15 protein-coding genes are annotated in these 16,418 nt (G+C 60.6%); 10 read left to right on the top strand and 5 right to left on the bottom strand.

The window, feature by feature from the left end; genetic code table 11:
- Window positions 1-106: 106 nt before the first annotated feature.
- The 3 genes from PQQ96_RS14240 to PQQ96_RS14230 are packed head-to-tail and all read left to right on the top strand — an operon-like array spanning window position 107 to window position 3,837.
- Entirely contained in the window at window positions 107-1,435 is a 1,329-nt protein-coding gene (locus tag PQQ96_RS14240; protein ID WP_408292598.1) for an MFS transporter, read from the top strand.
- Between the two features lie 58 nt (window positions 1,436-1,493).
- Window positions 1,494-2,534, top strand: a complete 1,041-nt coding sequence (locus tag PQQ96_RS14235; protein WP_408292596.1) for an L-idonate 5-dehydrogenase — start codon at window positions 1,494-1,496, stop codon at window positions 2,532-2,534.
- Between the two features lie 55 nt (window positions 2,535-2,589).
- Window positions 2,590-3,837: an enolase C-terminal domain-like protein gene (locus PQQ96_RS14230; RefSeq protein ID WP_408292594.1), complete on the top strand. Its 1,248-nt coding sequence runs from the start codon at window positions 2,590-2,592 to the stop codon at window positions 3,835-3,837.
- A 10-nt stretch (window positions 3,838-3,847) separates the two neighbouring features.
- Here PQQ96_RS14230 and PQQ96_RS14225 read toward each other — a convergent pair whose 3' ends face one another.
- Both PQQ96_RS14225 and PQQ96_RS14220 read right to left on the bottom strand, forming a co-directional pair.
- A complete protein-coding gene (locus PQQ96_RS14225) occupies window positions 3,848-4,420 on the bottom strand; it encodes a chromate transporter (RefSeq protein ID WP_408292592.1) in 573 nt (190 codons plus the stop codon).
- Window positions 4,421-4,422: 2 nt separating this feature from the next.
- Window positions 4,423-4,989 carry a chromate transporter gene (locus tag PQQ96_RS14220; protein WP_408292590.1) on the bottom strand — a complete coding sequence of 189 codons (567 nt, stop codon included), beginning with the start codon at window positions 4,987-4,989 and terminating at the stop codon, window positions 4,423-4,425.
- A 347-nt stretch (window positions 4,990-5,336) separates the two neighbouring features.
- Here PQQ96_RS14220 and PQQ96_RS14215 point away from each other — a divergent pair, with 347 nt between their 5' ends.
- Window positions 5,337-6,653, top strand: coding sequence for an MFS transporter (locus PQQ96_RS14215; RefSeq protein ID WP_408292588.1), 1,317 nt, complete (start codon window positions 5,337-5,339; stop codon window positions 6,651-6,653).
- 48 nt (window positions 6,654-6,701) lie between these two features.
- On the opposite strand, the gene PQQ96_RS14210 is transcribed toward PQQ96_RS14215, so the two are convergent.
- Window positions 6,702-7,628, bottom strand: a complete 927-nt coding sequence (locus tag PQQ96_RS14210) for a LysR family transcriptional regulator (RefSeq protein WP_408292586.1) — start codon at window positions 7,626-7,628, stop codon at window positions 6,702-6,704.
- Window positions 7,629-7,736: 108 nt separating this feature from the next.
- Between PQQ96_RS14210 and PQQ96_RS14205 the strand changes: the two genes are divergently transcribed.
- Window positions 7,737-8,912, top strand: a complete 1,176-nt coding sequence (locus PQQ96_RS14205) for an L-rhamnonate dehydratase (protein WP_408292584.1) — start codon at window positions 7,737-7,739, stop codon at window positions 8,910-8,912.
- A 22-nt stretch (window positions 8,913-8,934) separates the two neighbouring features.
- The gene (locus PQQ96_RS14200; RefSeq protein WP_408292582.1) at window positions 8,935-9,936 is read left to right on the top strand and encodes a 4-hydroxythreonine-4-phosphate dehydrogenase PdxA; all 1,002 of its coding nucleotides are present in this window, start codon (window positions 8,935-8,937) and stop codon (window positions 9,934-9,936) included.
- A 56-nt stretch (window positions 9,937-9,992) separates the two neighbouring features.
- On the opposite strand, the gene PQQ96_RS14195 is transcribed toward PQQ96_RS14200, so the two are convergent.
- Together PQQ96_RS14195 and PQQ96_RS14190 are read right to left on the bottom strand one after the other, a co-directional pair.
- On the bottom strand, window positions 9,993-10,814 hold the full coding sequence (locus tag PQQ96_RS14195) for an alpha/beta fold hydrolase (protein ID WP_408292580.1): 822 nt from the start codon (window positions 10,812-10,814) through the stop codon (window positions 9,993-9,995).
- Window positions 10,811-10,993 (bottom strand): hypothetical protein, encoded by a 183-nt coding sequence (locus tag PQQ96_RS14190; protein WP_408292578.1) that lies wholly within the window; start codon window positions 10,991-10,993, stop codon window positions 10,811-10,813. The genes PQQ96_RS14195 and PQQ96_RS14190 overlap by 4 nt, the downstream gene beginning before the upstream one ends.
- Window positions 10,994-11,503: 510 nt before the next feature.
- On the opposite strand from PQQ96_RS14190, the gene PQQ96_RS14185 reads away from it, so the two are divergent.
- From PQQ96_RS14185 to PQQ96_RS14170, 4 genes are all read left to right on the top strand, one after another.
- Window positions 11,504-12,193, top strand: coding sequence for a hydrolase (locus PQQ96_RS14185; RefSeq protein ID WP_408292678.1), 690 nt, complete (start codon window positions 11,504-11,506; stop codon window positions 12,191-12,193).
- A gap of 75 nt (window positions 12,194-12,268) precedes the next feature.
- On the top strand, window positions 12,269-14,137 hold the full coding sequence (locus PQQ96_RS14180) for an amidohydrolase (RefSeq protein ID WP_408292576.1): 1,869 nt from the start codon (window positions 12,269-12,271) through the stop codon (window positions 14,135-14,137).
- Between the two features lie 39 nt (window positions 14,138-14,176).
- Window positions 14,177-15,646 carry a mechanosensitive ion channel domain-containing protein gene (locus PQQ96_RS14175; RefSeq protein WP_408292574.1) on the top strand — a complete coding sequence of 490 codons (1,470 nt, stop codon included), beginning with the start codon at window positions 14,177-14,179 and terminating at the stop codon, window positions 15,644-15,646.
- 129 nt (window positions 15,647-15,775) lie between these two features.
- A complete protein-coding gene (locus PQQ96_RS14170; protein ID WP_408292572.1) occupies window positions 15,776-16,417 on the top strand; it encodes an HD domain-containing protein in 642 nt (213 codons plus the stop codon).
- Window position 16,418 lies beyond the last annotated feature (1 nt).

Raw genomic sequence — 16,418 nt, 5'->3', positions numbered from 1 at the left:
GCGCCATGAATTGCACGCGCCAGCCCCCCGTTCCCGGTCCTTCAAGCCGGGCAGGACTAGCAGCCGCCTGCCTGTACAGCAGGCCATCCAATCTAAGGGACTGCTGATGAAATTCGAAAGCACATCCACCCTGAGCACCGGAAAGGCGCGATCCGCGGTCGCGGCCAGAGCCACGAAAAAACGTTTCACGGTCGGTTTCCTGCTGTTCCTCGGCATCGCCGTCAACTACATGGATCGCAGCAATCTTTCGCTGGCGGCTCCGTTACTCGGCCGCGACCTGAATCTGAGTCCTGTGCAACTGGGCCTGATTTTTTCGGCATTTGGCTGGTCGTACGCGATTCTGCAGATTCCGGGCGGCATGCTCGTCGATCGCGTCAAGCCGCGCATCCTGTATGCAACCCTGCTTTGCGGATGGTCAGTGGCGACTTGCCTGCAGGCGGCCGTGAATGGCTTCACAGCCCTTTTCGGCTTGCGGGTGCTGCTCGGCACGTTCGAAGCACCTTCGTATCCGACCAATAACCGCGTCGTCACCACGTGGTTTCCGGAGCGCGAGCGCGCGACTGCGATTGCGTTCTATACCTCCGGGCAATACGTCGGCATTGCGTTTTTCATGCCACTGCTCGTTTATATTCAGGCCACGTTCGGCTGGCGCGGCATGCTGTTCTTCACGGGCGCTGCGGGTGTCGTCTATAGCATGATCTGGTTCATTTTTTATCGCGATCCGAAGGACAGCAAAGCCGACGCCGCCGAACTCGATTACATCCGGCAGGGCGGCGGTCTGGTCGATGCCGGCGAGCAGGGCGGCGCGAGGAAAGGAGGTTGGGCCGATTTCAAACATGTGTTGAAGAACCGCAATATCTGGGGCGTGTTCATCGGCCAGTTTTGCCTGTCGTCGATCCTGTGGTTCTTCCTCACATGGTTCCCGACCTATCTCGTCAAGTATCGCGGGATGACGACTCTCACGATGGGATTCATGGCGTCGGTGCCGTTTCTCGCGGCCTATGTCGGCATTCTCTGTTCAGGTTTCCTGTCGGACTTTCTGCTTAGACGGGGGTTCTCGGTTGGCTTTGCGCGCAAGCTGCCTGTCATTACCGGGCTGGTGCTCGCAACGTCGATCGTCGGAGCCAACTATGTTCAGGACCAGACCGCCATCATTCTCTTCATGTCCCTGGCGTTCTTCGGTAACGGCATGGCGTCGATCACCTGGGCGTTCGTCTCTGCACTCGCGCCGAAGAGCCTGATCGGCCTCACCGGCGGCATGTTCAACTTCATGGGCAATCTGTCGGCCATCGCGGTGCCAATCGTGATCGGCGTGCTGGTGAAGGACGGACACTTCGAATCGGCATTGATATTCATCGGGGCGCTGGCGCTGGTCGGCGCGCTGTCTTATGTGTTTATCGTCGGCAAGATCGAACGCATCGTGCTACCCGAATGAGTCGCGGGAAGTGACGAAGTCGCCGGTGCCAACGAAATTATTGAAACGGGAGTCTTTCATGGAAGCGCGCGCTTGCGTATTGCACGCAGAAAAGGATCTACGGATAGAAGCCGTCGATGTGGCGGACATCGGGGAGAACCAGGTGCTGGTTCGCATCGGCGCCGGCGGAATTTGCGGGTCCGACCTGCACTATTACCTGCACGGCGGCTTTGGCGTCGTGCGCGTGAAGCAACCGATCGTGCTCGGCCATGAAGTCGCGGGAACGGTTGAGGCGGTCGGCGGCAAGGTCACCCGCGTCAAACCGGGCGATCGCATTGCGCTGAATCCGAGCCGTCCGTGCGGACATTGCAAGTTCTGCCTGGCCGGAGAACAGCAGCATTGCGCGGACATGTGGTTCTACGGCAGCGCCATGCGAGTCCCGCACAGTCAAGGCGCGTTTCGCGAACTGATCGCGGCCGAGGAATATCAATGCGAGCCGGTCGGGACCGCGGTCTCGCTTGGCGAGGCGGCCTGTGCTGAACCTTTGGCCGTCGCGTTGCATGCGGTCAGTCAAGCCGGCTCTGTGACCGGAAAACGCGTGCTGGTGACAGGTTCTGGCCCGATCGGCGCGCTGGTGGTGGCGGCCGCCCGTCATGCCGGGGCGCTCGAAGTGGTGGCTACCGATATCCACGATGTGCCGCTCGCGAAAGCCGCGGAAATGGGCGCCACCCGCACGCTCAACGTCTCAATCGAGCCGGGTCTGAAGGCGGATGAATTCACCGAGGAGAAGGGGTATTTCGATGTCGCGATCGAATGTACCGGTGCGGCGGCGGTACTGAAGGATGTCATCCCCGCGTTGCGTCCGCGCGGCACCATCGTGCAGGTCGGCGTCACCGGCGACGTGCCGATTCCGATCAACGCGCTGGTCGGCAAGGAAATCCGTTTGCAGGGCGCGTTTCGCTTTCACGGCGAATATGCGCTGGCCGCGCGGCTCATCAAGGAAGGCCGCATTAATGTGAAGCCAATCATCACCGCCACGCTGCCAATCGAGCGCGCGATCGAAGCATTCGATCTCGCGGCGGATCGCAGCGCGCAGATGAAAGTGCAGATCACGTTCTGACGAAGAACCAGGCAACGCGTGTCCGATTCATTGATTCGATTTTGGCAGACAGAACATGGCAACCCTGATTACCGATGTAAAGGTCATCCTGACCGCACCGGAAGGCATCAACCTGATGGTCGTGAAGATCGAGACCAACCAGCCCGGTCTGGCCGGTCTCGGATGCGCGACCTTCGCCTACCGGCACCTGGCGGTGAAATGCCTTATCGAGGAGTATCTGCGGCCGTTGCTGATCGGCCGTGACGCCGAGGCGATCGAGGAACTGTGGCAATTGATGCATCAGAACGCTTACTGGCGTAATGGTCCGATCGAGAACAACGCGATCTCCGGTGTGGATATGGCGTTGTGGGACATCAAGGGCAAGATGGCGAACATGCCGCTCTATCAGCTCTTCGGCGGCAAGTGCCGCGAAGGTGTGCCAATTTATCGTCATGCGGACGGGCGCGACCTGAACCAGTTGTGCGAGAACATCCAGAAGTATCGCGAGCAGGGCATCACGCATATTCGTTGCCAGAGCGGCGGGTATGGCGGGGGTGGCTTCGGCAGCGCGCCCGCGACTGCACCCGAAGGCGCGGCAGATGGCGTGTATCTCGACAGCCGGAAGTACATGCGGGAGACGCTAAAACTGTTCGACGGCATTCGCAGCAAGATCGGTTTCGACGTCGAGTTGTGCCATGACGTGCATGAACGTCTGAAGCCGGTCGAAGCGATCCGCTTCGCGTGCGAACTGGAACCGTACGAACTGTTCTTTCTTGAAGACGCCATTGCGCTCGAGGAAGGCGAATGGATGCGTCAGCTACGCGCCAAAACAACCACGCCGCTCGCCCAGGGCGAGTTGTTCAACAACCCGTACGAATGGCGGTTTCTGATCACGGAGCGCCTGATCGACTTCATCCGCGTGCATCTTAGCCAGATCGGTGGCATCACCGCGGGCCGCAAGCTGCAGATATTTGCCGAGCAGTTCGGGGTGAGGACCGCATGGCACGGTCCGGGCGATATGTCGCCGCTGGCGCATGCGGCGAACATTCATATCGATCTCGCCGCGCGCAATTTCGGCGTGCAGGAATGGTCGGGAACCGAGCCGCCGAACTTCGTGATCCAGGAGCTCAAGGGGCCGCGAGAAGCCCTGCTGGATGTTTTCCCAGGCTTGCCCGAGTTCCGGAATGGGTACGTCTATGCCAACGACAAACCGGGCCTCGGCGTCGACCTTGACGAAACCGAGGCCGCGAAGTATCCGTGCGAAAACACCGTGACGACGTGGACACAAACGCGCCTGAAGGATGGCACGCTGCAGACGCCATGATGCAATAGCGCTAGCTTGCCATATGCACCTGAAGCATGGACGGCAGGCTCGCGCTGAGTTCGGACATGCCGAGCAGCAGCAATGCGCCACATAGCAATAGAAGCAGCGGGTTGATTCGGGTGCTGAGCAGCGTCCCAACTGAAACGAGGGCAATCGCCTGGGCAGGAAGCCCGCCGTCGAGCGACTTCAGCAGAACCCATCCGGCAGCGAGAATCATCCCGGAAGCAACCGGCCGTAGCCCACGCTCGAGCGCCAGTTTCCAGGCCGCGCCCTGATAACGTGTCCAGATGTGGGTCACACCGTAGATCAGAATGCCGGTCGGCAGGAGCAATGCCAGCGTGGCCACCACAGCGCCCCAGAACCCGGCAATCTGCCAGCCGATCAAGGTGGCCAGCAGCGAGCCCGGGCCCGGCGCCATGCGCGAGATGGCAAAGTCGACGCCGAACTGGGCATGCGTCATCCACCCATGCACGTCGACAACCTGCCGTTGGATATCGGCGATGATGGCCTGGCCACCGCCTATCGTCACCAGTGACAGGGGCGCGAAAACGGCAGTGAGCTGCAGAAGAACACGATTCGACATGGCTAGGCTTTGCGTAGTTTGATGTATTCGACAAGCACGCTTAGACCGCCCGCGCCGATCACCACCCACACCAGCGGCAGGCGCAGTATGCCGACGGCGACGAAGGTGCCCGCGAGGAAGATCAGAGGGAGGAGTCTGCGCGGCACCCGGAGTGCGGTCGTCACGCCCATCGACAAGGACAGGCCAGTGGCCGCTGCTGCCGCGCCCGCAAGCAGGACGTGAGCGATCGGGAAATGCAGCAGATGCTCGAAAACCGTGCCGAGAATAATAATCAGGATGGCGGGCGGGACGATGATGCCGGTGACCGCCAGCAGCGCGCCGCGCCAGCCGAGCAGACGGTGGCCGATCCATATCGCCATGTTCTTGACGTTGATGCCCGGCAGCGCTTGCGAAATGGCGAGGCCGTTCAGAAAGTCTTCTTCGCTGATCCAGTCGCGATCCTGGACAAATTCCCGCAGCAGCCAGCCGCTCAGGCCGCCACCGAAGCTGGTGAGCCCGATGCGGCTGAATATAAGAAAAAGCCCGGTGAGGGTGGGCGGTCGACTCGTGTTGGCTATTTGTTGGGACATCGAATCTTCCAGTCAGATTGACGGTTGACGGGCGAAATGGGGGCGTGGCTGATGCACGCCCGATTCCGTACGCCTTGAAAAATTATATCAACCGCTGACCTTTCTCTGGACAACATCTCGTATGGCCAATGCCGTGCGCGAAATGCTGTCGGCACTGTCCTGTGGTTGCTGGAGCGGTTAATCAGGCGCGATTGCAGCTATAACCAGAGGTGATCGCTGTATCGAAACAATTCATTAGTCATCTATCGCTGGCGTTCAGATAATGTGTCCACAAAACAGAGCGCTGCGTACTAGCCTGCCCGCATCCTGAACGACACGGGCACCGAGGCGGAAATCCGGAGGAGACAATGTTCCATCGACCGAAAGTCAGTCGGGCGATTCTCGCGATCATGTGCGCGATGTCGTTCATCATGTATCTCGACCGCGTCAACCTCTCGGCCGCCGCCGGTCTGATCCGCGATGACCTGCATCTCTCCAATACCAACGTCGGCCTCGTATTCGCCGCGTTTGCCTACACGTATGCGATCTGTCAGGTCATCGGCGGCTGGGTTAGCGACCGCTTCGGCGCGAAGCTCACGCTGATCACCTGCGCGAGTATCTGGATCGTCGCCACGGTGGCGACCGGTCTCGCGGGCGGTATGGTGTCGCTGTTCTGCGCGCGGATGTTGCTTGGCGTCGGCGAGGGCGCGGCTTTGCCGGCGCAAGCCCGGGCGCTGACCAACTGGTTTCCCTCCAATAAGCGCGGCTTCGTGCAAGGGCTCACGCATTCCTTCTCCCGCCACGGCAATGCCATTACGCCGCCGTTTGTCGCTTTGCTCGTGGCGTTCTCGTCGTGGCGCGCGTCATTCCTCGTGGTCGGCGCGTTGACGCTGGTGTGGGTGGTGGTCTACGCATGGTATTTCACCGACAACCCACGCAAGCATCGTCATATGACGGCGCAAGAGGAAGCCGAATTGCCGCCGGCGGGCAAGGTGGTCATCGAAAAGACACGCGAACCGACGCCATGGCGGCGTCTGCTCAAGCGCATCGGGCCGACCATGGTCGTGTACTTCTGCTATGGCTGGACCGGTTGGCTCTTCTTCACCTGGCTGCCGACTTTCTTCATGCACGGCCGGGGCCTCGACCTGAAAAGCTCGGCGATGTTTTCTGCGGGCGTGTTTCTTTCCGGCGTGGTCGGCAATACAGCGGGCGGCGTGATAAGCGATCGCATTCTGAAGCGGACCCAAAACGTTGTTGCCGCGCGGCGCAACGTGATCATCTGTGCGTTTCTCGGCGCGCTCGTATTCCTTGCGCCGGTGATGGTCGTGAAGTCGTTGCCGGTCATGGCGGCGTGTATGAGTCTTTCGTTCTTCTTCCTCGAAATGACCATTGGGCCCATCTGGGCCGTGCCGATGGACATCACGCCGAAGCACGTCGGCGTGGCGAGTGGCCTGGTGAATGCAGGATCGGCGGTGGCGGGCATTTTTACGCCGATCGTATTCGGTCTCGTGGTGGATCGCACCGGTAGCTGGACGCTGCCGTTTGCCGGTTCGCTCGTGCTGCTCGCGGTCGGCATTGTCGCGACGTTCTTCATGCGGCCGGATATCCCGCTCGACGCGGCAATCTCGCCGGCCGATGCGGCCAACGGCAGCGATCTGAAGTTTGCCGAACGTCCGGGCCACTGAATCACACTACGGGCGCAAGCCTCCGAAGCACAGCCACCGCTACACGGCTCACGCTGCCGCGCGGATCGAGTCGATCACGAGTTGAGTGGCCGGCGTGATACGGCGATTCTTTCGCAGGATCAACCCATACGGCGCCAGCCGCCCACGCAGCGGCGTGGACACCGCGGCGATGGCGTTGAGGTCCACGTAGTACTGCGCCACCGAATGGGGCAGCACGGCGAGCATGTCCGAGTTGCGCAGCAGCGACAACGTGGTCAGAATCGACGACGTTTCGACCGTGCTGACCGGCGCCGGGACGCGCGACTCGCGAAAGGTCTGGTCGATGACCTGCCGCATCGGGCTCGGATGCGGCTGAACGATCCACGGATAGCGCGCGAGCTCCGCCAGCTTCGGCCGAACCGTTGCGTGAGCAACCGGATGATCCGGCCGCACGACGATCGACAAGGCTTCTTCGGCCAAGGTCTCGAAGCTCAGATCGAGCGCTGGAAAGCCATCCGGAATTCGCCCGATCACGATATCCAGCTGGTCTTGCTGTAAGGCCTGCACGAGCACGTCGCTGGTGTCGATCGTCACCGTCATCTGCAGGCGTGGATGGGCCTCTTTCAACGTCACGATGGTATGGGTCAGCAGTTCGGGCGACGGCGCCATCACCGCCCCGATGCGCACCTTGCCGATGTCGCCGGCCTCGATGCCCGCCAGTTCCTCGCGCAACTCGTCGAGATCCTCGAACACCACACGCGCATAGCGCATGACGGCCTCACCGAAGATCGTTGGTTTCATGCCGCGCGCGTGCCGCACGAACAGCGAAACACCGATCGTGTCCTCGAGTTCCTGCAGTGCTTTGGTGGCGGCGGGCTGGGTCATGGCCAGGTCGTCGGCGGCGCGCCGCAACGACTCGGTCTCCGAGAGCGCGACCATCAGTTGCAGATGGCGCAGACGCAGACGTTTGCGAATGGTGGAGGCGGGCGCGATCATTTGAGCGATAACTCCAGGGAATCAACCGATTCGATTTATTCAGTGGTCAGTTATTGCATAGTTTCGCACACTACAGGGTATTGAACGACACGGGAGACACCCTCAATCATGAAGATCAAGCACATCCGCACGCGCGTCTTTGAATGGAAAGGCAAGGTCGTGCCGCCGCAAGCGCATTTCTGCACGAACGCGGTCGACATTCTTTACGAGCGTGGCGATGCGATGGGCTCGTTCCGGTTCCACGGCTGGCTGGTGGTGGAAATCGAATGCGACGACGGCACGGTCGGCATCGGCAACTGCGCGCTGGCACCACGTGTGGCCAAGCAGATCATTGACGACTATCTCGCACCGATCGCGATCGGTGAGGATCCGTTCGACAACGAGTACATCTGGCAGAAAATGTATCGTCGCACGCTCGCATGGGGCCGCAAGGGCATCGGCATGGCGGCGATCTCCGCGGTGGATATCGCGCTGTGGGACATCATGGGCAAAGCCGTGAAGAAGCCGGTGTTCAAGCTGCTTGGCGGCCGCACGAAAGAGAAGATCTGGTGCTACGCCTCGAAGCTTTACAACAACGACGATCGCGATGCGTTTCTCGGCGAGGCCAAGGGTTACCTGGACGAAGGCTTCACGGCGATGAAGATGCGCTTCGGCTACGGTCCCAAAGACGGCCCGAAAGGCATGGCAAAAAATATCGACCAGGTGCGTCTGTTGCGTGATCTGGTCGGCGACGAAGTCGATATCATGCTCGAATGCTATATGGGCTGGACGCTCGAATACGCGCGGCGGATGCTGCCGCGCCTTGCCGAATTCAATCCGCGCTGGATCGAAGAGCCGGTGATCGCCGACGACGTCGAGGGTTATCAGGAACTGAAGAAGATGAACCTCATGCCGGTGTCCGGCGGCGAACACGAGTTTACGAGCTACGGTTTCAAGGATCTGCTCGAACGTCGCGCGCTCGACGTGATCCAGTACGACACGAACCGCGTCGGCGGCATTACGGCGGCCCGCAAGATCAACGCAATGGCCGAAGCGTGGTCGGTGCCAGTGATTCCGCATGCGGGGCAGATGCACAACTATCATTTGACGATGTCGAGCACCGCGAGTCCGATGTCCGAGTTTTTTCCGGTATTCGACGTCGAGGTCGGCAACGAATTGTTTTACTACATCTTCGAAGGCGAGCCGCGCCCTGAGAACGGCTTCCTGCAATTGTCGGACGAGACGCCCGGTCTTGGCATCACCTTGAGCGACAAGCATCTCGACGACTTCAATATCATCGAATAAACGCATCACTGGACGAGACACCATGAACCCACGCATTGCGGTCCTTCTCGGCGATCCCGCCGGCATCGGTCCCGAATTGATCGCGCGTTTGCTCGCGAAAGCCGAGAATCGCGCGCGCGCCGAACTGCTGATCATCGGCGACCGGCGCGAACTGGAAACCGGTATGGAGATCGCAGATCAGCGCTTCGAGTACCAGGTGGTCGAGAACGCCGACGTAGCGTTTCGCCAACCGGGCGTGCCTTCGCTGATCGACTTCCGCCTGACCGGCGACGAACCGTACGAGCGCGCTACGTCCACCGAGCGCGGTGGACGCTACAGTCTGGATGCTTTCAGGCAGGCGCTTGCGCTGACGCAGAAGAACACAACGCAGGGTATGCTGTTCGCGCCGGTGAACAAAACGTCGTTGCATATGGCCGGGATGGAAACCGGCGACGAAATGGAATGGTTCGCGAAGCAGCTCGGCTATACGGGCAGTTTCTGCGAGTTCAATGTGCTCGACGAATTGTGGACCTCGCGCGTCACCTCGCACATGGCGTTGAAGGACGTCAGCGAGAAGTTATCGGAAGCGCGGATTGTGGGCGCGGTGCAACTGATCCACGATGGGTTGAAGCGCGCCGGTAATCCGAAGCTGCGTATCGCGGTGTGCGGTTTCAATCCGCATAACGGCGACAACGGTGCGTTTGGCCGCGAGGAAATTGACGTGATCGCGCCTGCGGTGGAGGTGGCCCGCAAGCGGGGTTACGACGCCCAGGGGCCGTTCCCTGCCGATACGATTTTCGTGCGGGCGCGTGACCAGAAAGCGTTCGACGGTGTTGTCACGATGTACCACGATCAAGGCCAGATCGCGATGAAGCTGATGGGCTTCTGGCGCGGCGTGACCGTGCACGGCGGATTGCCGGTACCGATCGCGACACCGGCGCATGGCACGGCGTTCGACATTCAGGGCCAGGGTAAGGCTGATGTCGGTGCGACGCAGAAGGCCTTCGACATCGTTACGCAGATGGCGATGGATCGACTGCGCTGACTTTCGTACCCAACGAGCGCTTCACCAGCTTCGCTAACGAAGCGCTCGCACGTGCATCAGCTCTGCAGGAACTCGAGCAGATCGGCGTTGACCTTATCCGCTTCCGTCGTGCACATGCCATGAGGCGCGCCGGGGTAGACCTTCAAGGTGGCGTTCTTCACGATCTTCGCCGACAGGCGGCCGGCATCGTCGATCGGAACAATCTGATCGTCGTCGCCGTGAAGAATCAGCGTCGGTACATCGATCTTCTTCAGATCAGCGGTGTAGTCGACCTCGGAGAACTGCTTGACACATTCATACTGACCTAGCACTGAGCCGAGCATGCCTTCGCGCCAGAACTCGTCGATCGTGCCTTGCGCGACTTTCGCGTTGGGCCGATTGAAGCCGTAGAACGGCATGGCGAGGTCTTTATAGAACTGCGAGCGGTTACTGGCGACATTGGCACGAATGCCGTCGAACACCGACATCGGCAGGCCGTTCGGATTGCTTTCGGTCTTGACCATGATCGGCGGTACAGCGCCGATCAGCACGACCTTGGCAACACGCGAGGTGCCATGGCGGCCAATGTAGTGCGCGACCTCACCGCCGCCCGTCGAGTGACCGACGAGCATCGCGCCCTTCAGCTCGAGCGCGTTGATCACCGCAGCCAGATCGTCGGCGTAGGTGTCCATATCGTTGCCGAACGACGGCTGGTCGGAGCGACCGTGACCGCGGCGGTCGTGCGCAATCACCCGATAGCCCTTCTGCACCAGGAACAGCATCTGCGCATCCCACGCGTCGGCATCAAGCGGCCACCCATGCGAGAAGACGACTGGTTTGCCGGTGCCCCAGTCCTTGAAGAAAATGCGCGTGCCGTCTTTGGTCGTTACGGTGTTCATGGTGTGTCGCTCTCCATGCTGTGAGTGGGATGGGTTGCGTGCGCGCTGCCGCCTGTCGCCGTCGCGGCCATCGCGATACCAGGTGCGGCCATGGCAGCGACGGCCGCGCCGGCTGCACCGGCGCCCGCAACGAGTAGCTGCCTGCGATTCGTCGACGGAATTCCGGATGGATTAGCCAAGCTTTTTCTCCAGTCTTGTGATGTTGAAGGACGCCTGATCTTGACGATGCGTGACTCGACATCGCAGGCTTCAATCCTACGGCGTCTAGTTCTGTAGAGAACTTCAGAATGCTTAATTGTTATGAATGGAAAATCAGGGAGGCGGACAGCCGAGTCCGAACGACTGCGCAAGCCGCGGCCCCTTCTGGAGCAACCGTTGTTCGTCTTTCATTGGGATCCATTTGACGGTGTCGATCGATCCAGCGTGGGTTCCTGAATCCGGTAACTGAAGTGTAGGAATTCAACGCGCTCAAAGTCTTGCAGAAAATATGAATTCTTCTGGGAACGTCGTCGTGCGTGACGCCTGCCGGGCCTTTTCTGCGTCCATCTTTTTTAAGAACTATTAAGGTTTTCAACAAGGACTATCAGGAAAGCCGTCGATAGACTGGGCTTCAGTTTCTCGCGCACTTCACTTCAAGCGAGTGCGGCATGTCTTCCCATGTTCACCAAACTTTCAGGATGCACAAAGCCATGGCAAATCCGAAACTTGAAGTTCTGACGCCTGCAAACTCGCAGATGATTTTCATCGACCAACAGCCGCAAATGGCTTTTGGGGTCCAGTCCATCGACCGTCAGGTATTAAAGAACAACGTGGTAGGACTCGCGAAGGCAGCGCGGGCATTTAACATCCCCACCACGATCACGACAGTGGAAACCGAAAGCTTTTCGGGTTATTCGTACCCTGAGCTGCTGGACGTGTTTCCCGACCACAAAGTGCTTGAGCGCTCGTCCATGAATTCGTGGGATGACCAGAAGGTTCGTGACGCGCTTGCCGCGAATGGCCGAAAAAAGGTCGTAGTGGCAGGTCTGTGGACAGAGGTGTGCAACAACACGTTTGCGTTATGCGCCATGGACGAAGGCGACTACGAGATCTATATGGTCGCCGACGCGTCGGGCGGCACGTCGAAGGAGGCGCATGATTTTGCAATGCAGCGCATGATTCAGGCCGGCGTGGTTCCGGTGACCTGGCAACAGGTGCTGCTCGAATGGCAGCGCGATTGGGCGCGCAAGGAGACTTACGAAGCCGTCATGGCGATTGTCAGAGAGCATTCGGGCGCGTATGGGATGGGCGTGGACTATGCCTACACGATGGTGCATAAGGCTCCCCAGCGCACGGCGGTGTTGCACGAGGTTCTGGCAGCGGTGCCTGCAAAGAAGTAAGCAGTCGCGGCGAGCGCCCGCTTCCCATGAATGGCTCCGCGCGTGAAACGCGGAGCGCTCCCTATGAGGATCGCCATGACTTCCCCTACTTCCGCGCCGACGCCGGCCGAAGTTGTCTTCTTCAACGGCAAGATCGCCACGCAGGACGACAAACGCTCCTTTGCCGATGCGCTCGCCGTAGCGAATGGCCGCATCATCGCTTCGGGGTCGCGCGATACCGTGATGCGGCACGTGAACGACAAGACGCGGCACGTGGACCTCAAAGGTCGCACGGTCATTCCCGGCCTCAATGATTCCCATCTGCACATCATTCGCGGCGGACTGAACTTCAATATGGAGTTGCGCTGGGACGGCGTGCCGTCGCTGGCGGACGCGCTCGAGATGCTGAAGAAGCAGGTGGCCCGTACCCCGGCGCCGCAGTGGGTGCGCGTGGTGGGCGGCTGGAACGAATTTCAGTTTGCCGAGCGGCGCGGACCCACGCTCGACGAAATCAACGCGATTGCACCGGACACGCCGGTGTTCCTCCTGCATCTCTACGACAGCGCGCTGTTGAATGGGGCGGCCCTGCGAGCGGTCGGCTATACGAAAGACACCCCCAATCCTCCCGGCGGCGAGATCCAGCGCGACAAGCGCGGCAATCCGACGGGCATGCTGATCGCACGGCCCAACGCCGGGCTGCTGTACGCCACGCTGGCGAAGGGCCCGAAGCTCGCGCCGGACGATCAGCACAATTCCACGCGGCACTTCATGCGCGAGCTGAACCGGCTCGGCGTGACGAGCGCGATCGACGCGGGTGGCGGCTACCAGGCTTATCCGGACGACTACGCGGTCATCATGGACATGGCGAAGCACAATGAACTAACCGTACGCATCGCGTACAACCTGTTCACGCAGAACGCCAAGAAGGAAATCGAAGACTTTGCGAAGTGGGTGAAGATGACGAAGCCCGGCGAAGGCGACGATTTCCTGCGCGTCAACGGCGCGGGCGAAATGCTGGTGTTTTCCGCCGCCGACTTCGAGGACTTTCTCGAACCGCGTCCGGATTTGCCGGACACGCTCGAGGACGAGCTCTACGCCGTCGTCAAGCTGCTGGTGGCGAACCGCTGGCCGTTCCGTCTGCACGCCACCTACAACGAATCGATCGAGCGCTTCCTGAATGTCTTCGAGCGCGTGAACGCCGAGATTCCGTTTAATGGGCTGCGCTGGTTCTTCGATCACTGCGAGACCATCACGCAGAAGAATATCGAACGTGTGCGCGCGCTCGGCGGTGGCATTGCGATCCAGCATCGGATGGCCTATCAGGGCGAGTACTTCATTCAGCGCTATGGCGAAGCGGCTGTGCAACGCACACCGCCGATTCGCCACATGCTGGACGCGGGCCTGCCCGTCGGTGCGGGAACGGATGCTACGCGCGTGGCGAGCTTCAACCCCTTCGTATCGCTGTACTGGATGGTGTCGGGCAAAACGGTCGGCGGTACCGCGATGTATACGAGCGAAAATCGTCTGGACCGGATGGAAGCGCTGCGTCGCTACACGGTGGGCAGCGCCTGGTTCTCGAACGAGGAGGAGCGCAAAGGCGCGCTGGTTCCCGGTCAGTTCGCGGACTTCGCGGTGCTCAGCGAGGATTACTTCACGGTCGACGAGAGCCGCATCAAGTTCCTGACTTCCGCGATGACGGTGGTGGGCGGCAAGGTTGTGTACGCCGACGATGAATTCGCGCCGCTCGCGCCCCCTGATCTGCCGGTTAGCCCGTCGTGGTCGCCCGTTGCGGAGTTCGGCGGCTACAGCCGTTACAAGCCGGGCGCGGTGGCGTGCGTGGATGGCTGCGTGAATCTGTGCGGGGTGCATGCCCATGCGCACGGCTGGGCATGGCGCAAGAACGTGCCGGTCAGCGATTCGAACGGCTTCTGGGGCGCCCTGGGATGCAGCTGTTTCGCGTTCTGACATCCAGGGATTCTTCCCACAGGGCAAGCGGGGAACATCATGCCGACATTGACCGACGGAGTCCTGTTTGGCATAGGCATCCTGGTTCTCGATTTCCTCGCGTGGCGCTTCATGGACAGCAAAAGCGAGCAGGCGCGTCTGGTCTTTCGCGCGCTGCTGTTTGGACTGTTGAGTTACGTGCTGTTCAGTTCGGGCATGAATCCGCTGCGCGCGGCGCCCTGGGAGGATCAACCGCTGCGCCACCTGCTCGCCCAGGTGCTGGAGGTGGTGTGGTGGTTGCAAGGCGCGCGTCTTCTGACCATCGTGCTGGATCGTGCCGTGCTGCCCGAGACGTGGCACAAGGAGCGTCTGTTTCAGGACGTATTCGGCGCGCTCCTGTTTCTGGCGGCGGGGGTCGGCGCGATTGCGTTCGTCCTGCAACTGCCAGTGCGCGGCTTGCTCGCGACGTCCGGGGCGCTTGCCGTGGTGCTCGGCCTTGCGATCCAGAGCACGCTTAATGACGTGTTTTCCGGCGTCGTGCTGAACGCGACCGAGCCCTTTCGCATCGGCGACTGGGTCACGGTCGGCGAGGTGGAAGGCAAAGTGGTCGAGAGCAACTGGCGCGCCACCAGCCTGCTGAACGGTCAAGGCAATATCGTCGTGATCCCGAACAGCGTGGCGGCGCGCGCCAATATCGTCAACGCGAATCAGCCGATGAACACGCACGGCATCAGCGTGGTGCTGCCGGTCAAGCCGTCGATCCGGCCTGCCGTGGTATTGGAGGCGCTCGCGAACGCCGCCGCCAGTTCGGAAGATGTGCTGAACGATCCCAAGCCGCTTGTCAGCGTGCGCCGCGCCACGAACGACGCGATCGAGTACGAGATTGTCTGTTACGTCGACACCTTGAGCAAAAAGGTCGATGTGCGCAATGCGCTATTCGACCTCGCGCACCGGCACCTGTTATCGCGCGGTGTCGTCTTACGCCCCTTGTCCGTGTCTGAACCGGCTGTCGAGGTCATGGACGAGAAACACCGGTTGCTGCGCAACGTGCTGATTTTCCAGACGCTCGACGACGAAGAGATCGCCGAACTCAAAGCGAAGCTGACGAAGCACGAATTCGATGCTGCCGACACGATCTACGCGGCCGCTGACGAGGGGGGCCACGAGCTTCACATTCTGGCACTAGGCGTGGCGAAAGTGACCGTGCCGAAAGACGGCGGCGAGCTCGAACTGCGCAGACTCGCGCCAGGCGATTCGATCGGCCAGTCAGGCATCCTGGCCGGCGTCAGAACCAGCGTAATCGTGCGCGCGCTGACCCGCGCCACGGTGTTCAGGCTCGACAAAGCCGCGCTGACGCCGATCCTCGCACGGCGGCCCGAAGTGGTGAGAGAAATGTGCCGGTTGCTTTCCGAACACCACGAAAGCGAAAAGATGCTGCTTGCGTCGCCCGCGAACGTGGATGAGAGTCCGGGCGGCTTGTTGCAATGGATCCGTGACGGCGTGCGGCGTTTTCATGAACTCACACTATGAGCGGGATGACGGAAGTACCGCATCGATTCAGTCTTTTTAAGTTTCCACCGAAGTTCTTATCGGACTAGTTCGCTACGCTGCATTGGACAGATCGCAAGGCACGAGGATGTCCGACATGGAGGAGGTGAGATGACGAAAAGCATTGCGGGCGTCGACATTCCCGACGGCGCGATGGCCCGGGCAGCGACCGATCTGATCCGGGCCACGGAGTCCGAGTTGATGTTTCATCACGCGTTGCGGGCGTTTCTGTTCGGCGCGCTGACCGGCTCTCGCGAACACCTTGCTTTCGACGCGAACCTGCTCTACATCGGCGCGCTGTTTCATAACGTCGGTCTGAATGCGCAGCATCAGCATTCCCGTCACCGGTTTGAAGTGGATGGCGCGAATGCCGCGCGTGACTTCATGCGGCAGCATGGCGTTGCCGAGAGTGCGATTCAGGAGGTATGGACCTCGATTGCGCTGCACACCACGCCGTACATTCCTGAGTACATGTCGCCCGTTATCGCGCTAGTCAGCGCTGGCGTGCAGATGGATGTTCGCGGCGCCCGCTACGACGAATTCACCGCGCAACAGCGTGACGAAATCGTGCTGGCGTTTCCGCGCGAATCGGGCTTCAAGAAGAAAATCATCGAAGCGTATGCGCTGGGCATGCAACATCGTCCCGAGACGACGTTCGGCACGGTGAATGCCGACGTGCTGGACCGGTGGGACCCGAACTATCGGCGCCTGAATTTCTGCGGACTGGTGCTGGGGTGCGACTGGCCGAATTGAA

Source organism: Paraburkholderia sediminicola (genome assembly GCF_046027825.1).
Taxonomy (GTDB): Bacteria; Pseudomonadota; Gammaproteobacteria; order Burkholderiales; family Burkholderiaceae; genus Paraburkholderia; species Paraburkholderia sediminicola_D.
Note: the sequence above shows the minus strand (reverse complement) of the source record. Positions and strands in the feature narration are given on the sequence as shown.

Coding starts and splice junctions, on each gene's coding strand:
- PQQ96_RS14240 (WP_408292598.1), top strand. CDS start 107: ATGAAATTCGAAAGCACATCCACCCTGAGCACCGGAAAGGCGCGATCC.
- PQQ96_RS14235 (WP_408292596.1), top strand. CDS start 1,494: ATGGAAGCGCGCGCTTGCGTATTGCACGCAGAAAAGGATCTACGGATA.
- PQQ96_RS14230 (WP_408292594.1), top strand. CDS start 2,590: ATGGCAACCCTGATTACCGATGTAAAGGTCATCCTGACCGCACCGGAA.
- PQQ96_RS14225 (WP_408292592.1), bottom strand. CDS start 4,420: ATGTCGAATCGTGTTCTTCTGCAGCTCACTGCCGTTTTCGCGCCCCTG.
- PQQ96_RS14220 (WP_408292590.1), bottom strand. CDS start 4,989: ATGTCCCAACAAATAGCCAACACGAGTCGACCGCCCACCCTCACCGGG.
- PQQ96_RS14215 (WP_408292588.1), top strand. CDS start 5,337: ATGTTCCATCGACCGAAAGTCAGTCGGGCGATTCTCGCGATCATGTGC.
- PQQ96_RS14210 (WP_408292586.1), bottom strand. CDS start 7,628: ATGATCGCGCCCGCCTCCACCATTCGCAAACGTCTGCGTCTGCGCCAT.
- PQQ96_RS14205 (WP_408292584.1), top strand. CDS start 7,737: ATGAAGATCAAGCACATCCGCACGCGCGTCTTTGAATGGAAAGGCAAG.
- PQQ96_RS14200 (WP_408292582.1), top strand. CDS start 8,935: ATGAACCCACGCATTGCGGTCCTTCTCGGCGATCCCGCCGGCATCGGT.
- PQQ96_RS14195 (WP_408292580.1), bottom strand. CDS start 10,814: ATGAACACCGTAACGACCAAAGACGGCACGCGCATTTTCTTCAAGGAC.
- PQQ96_RS14185 (WP_408292678.1), top strand. CDS start 11,504: ATGGCAAATCCGAAACTTGAAGTTCTGACGCCTGCAAACTCGCAGATG.
- PQQ96_RS14180 (WP_408292576.1), top strand. CDS start 12,269: ATGACTTCCCCTACTTCCGCGCCGACGCCGGCCGAAGTTGTCTTCTTC.
- PQQ96_RS14175 (WP_408292574.1), top strand. CDS start 14,177: ATGCCGACATTGACCGACGGAGTCCTGTTTGGCATAGGCATCCTGGTT.
- PQQ96_RS14170 (WP_408292572.1), top strand. CDS start 15,776: ATGACGAAAAGCATTGCGGGCGTCGACATTCCCGACGGCGCGATGGCC.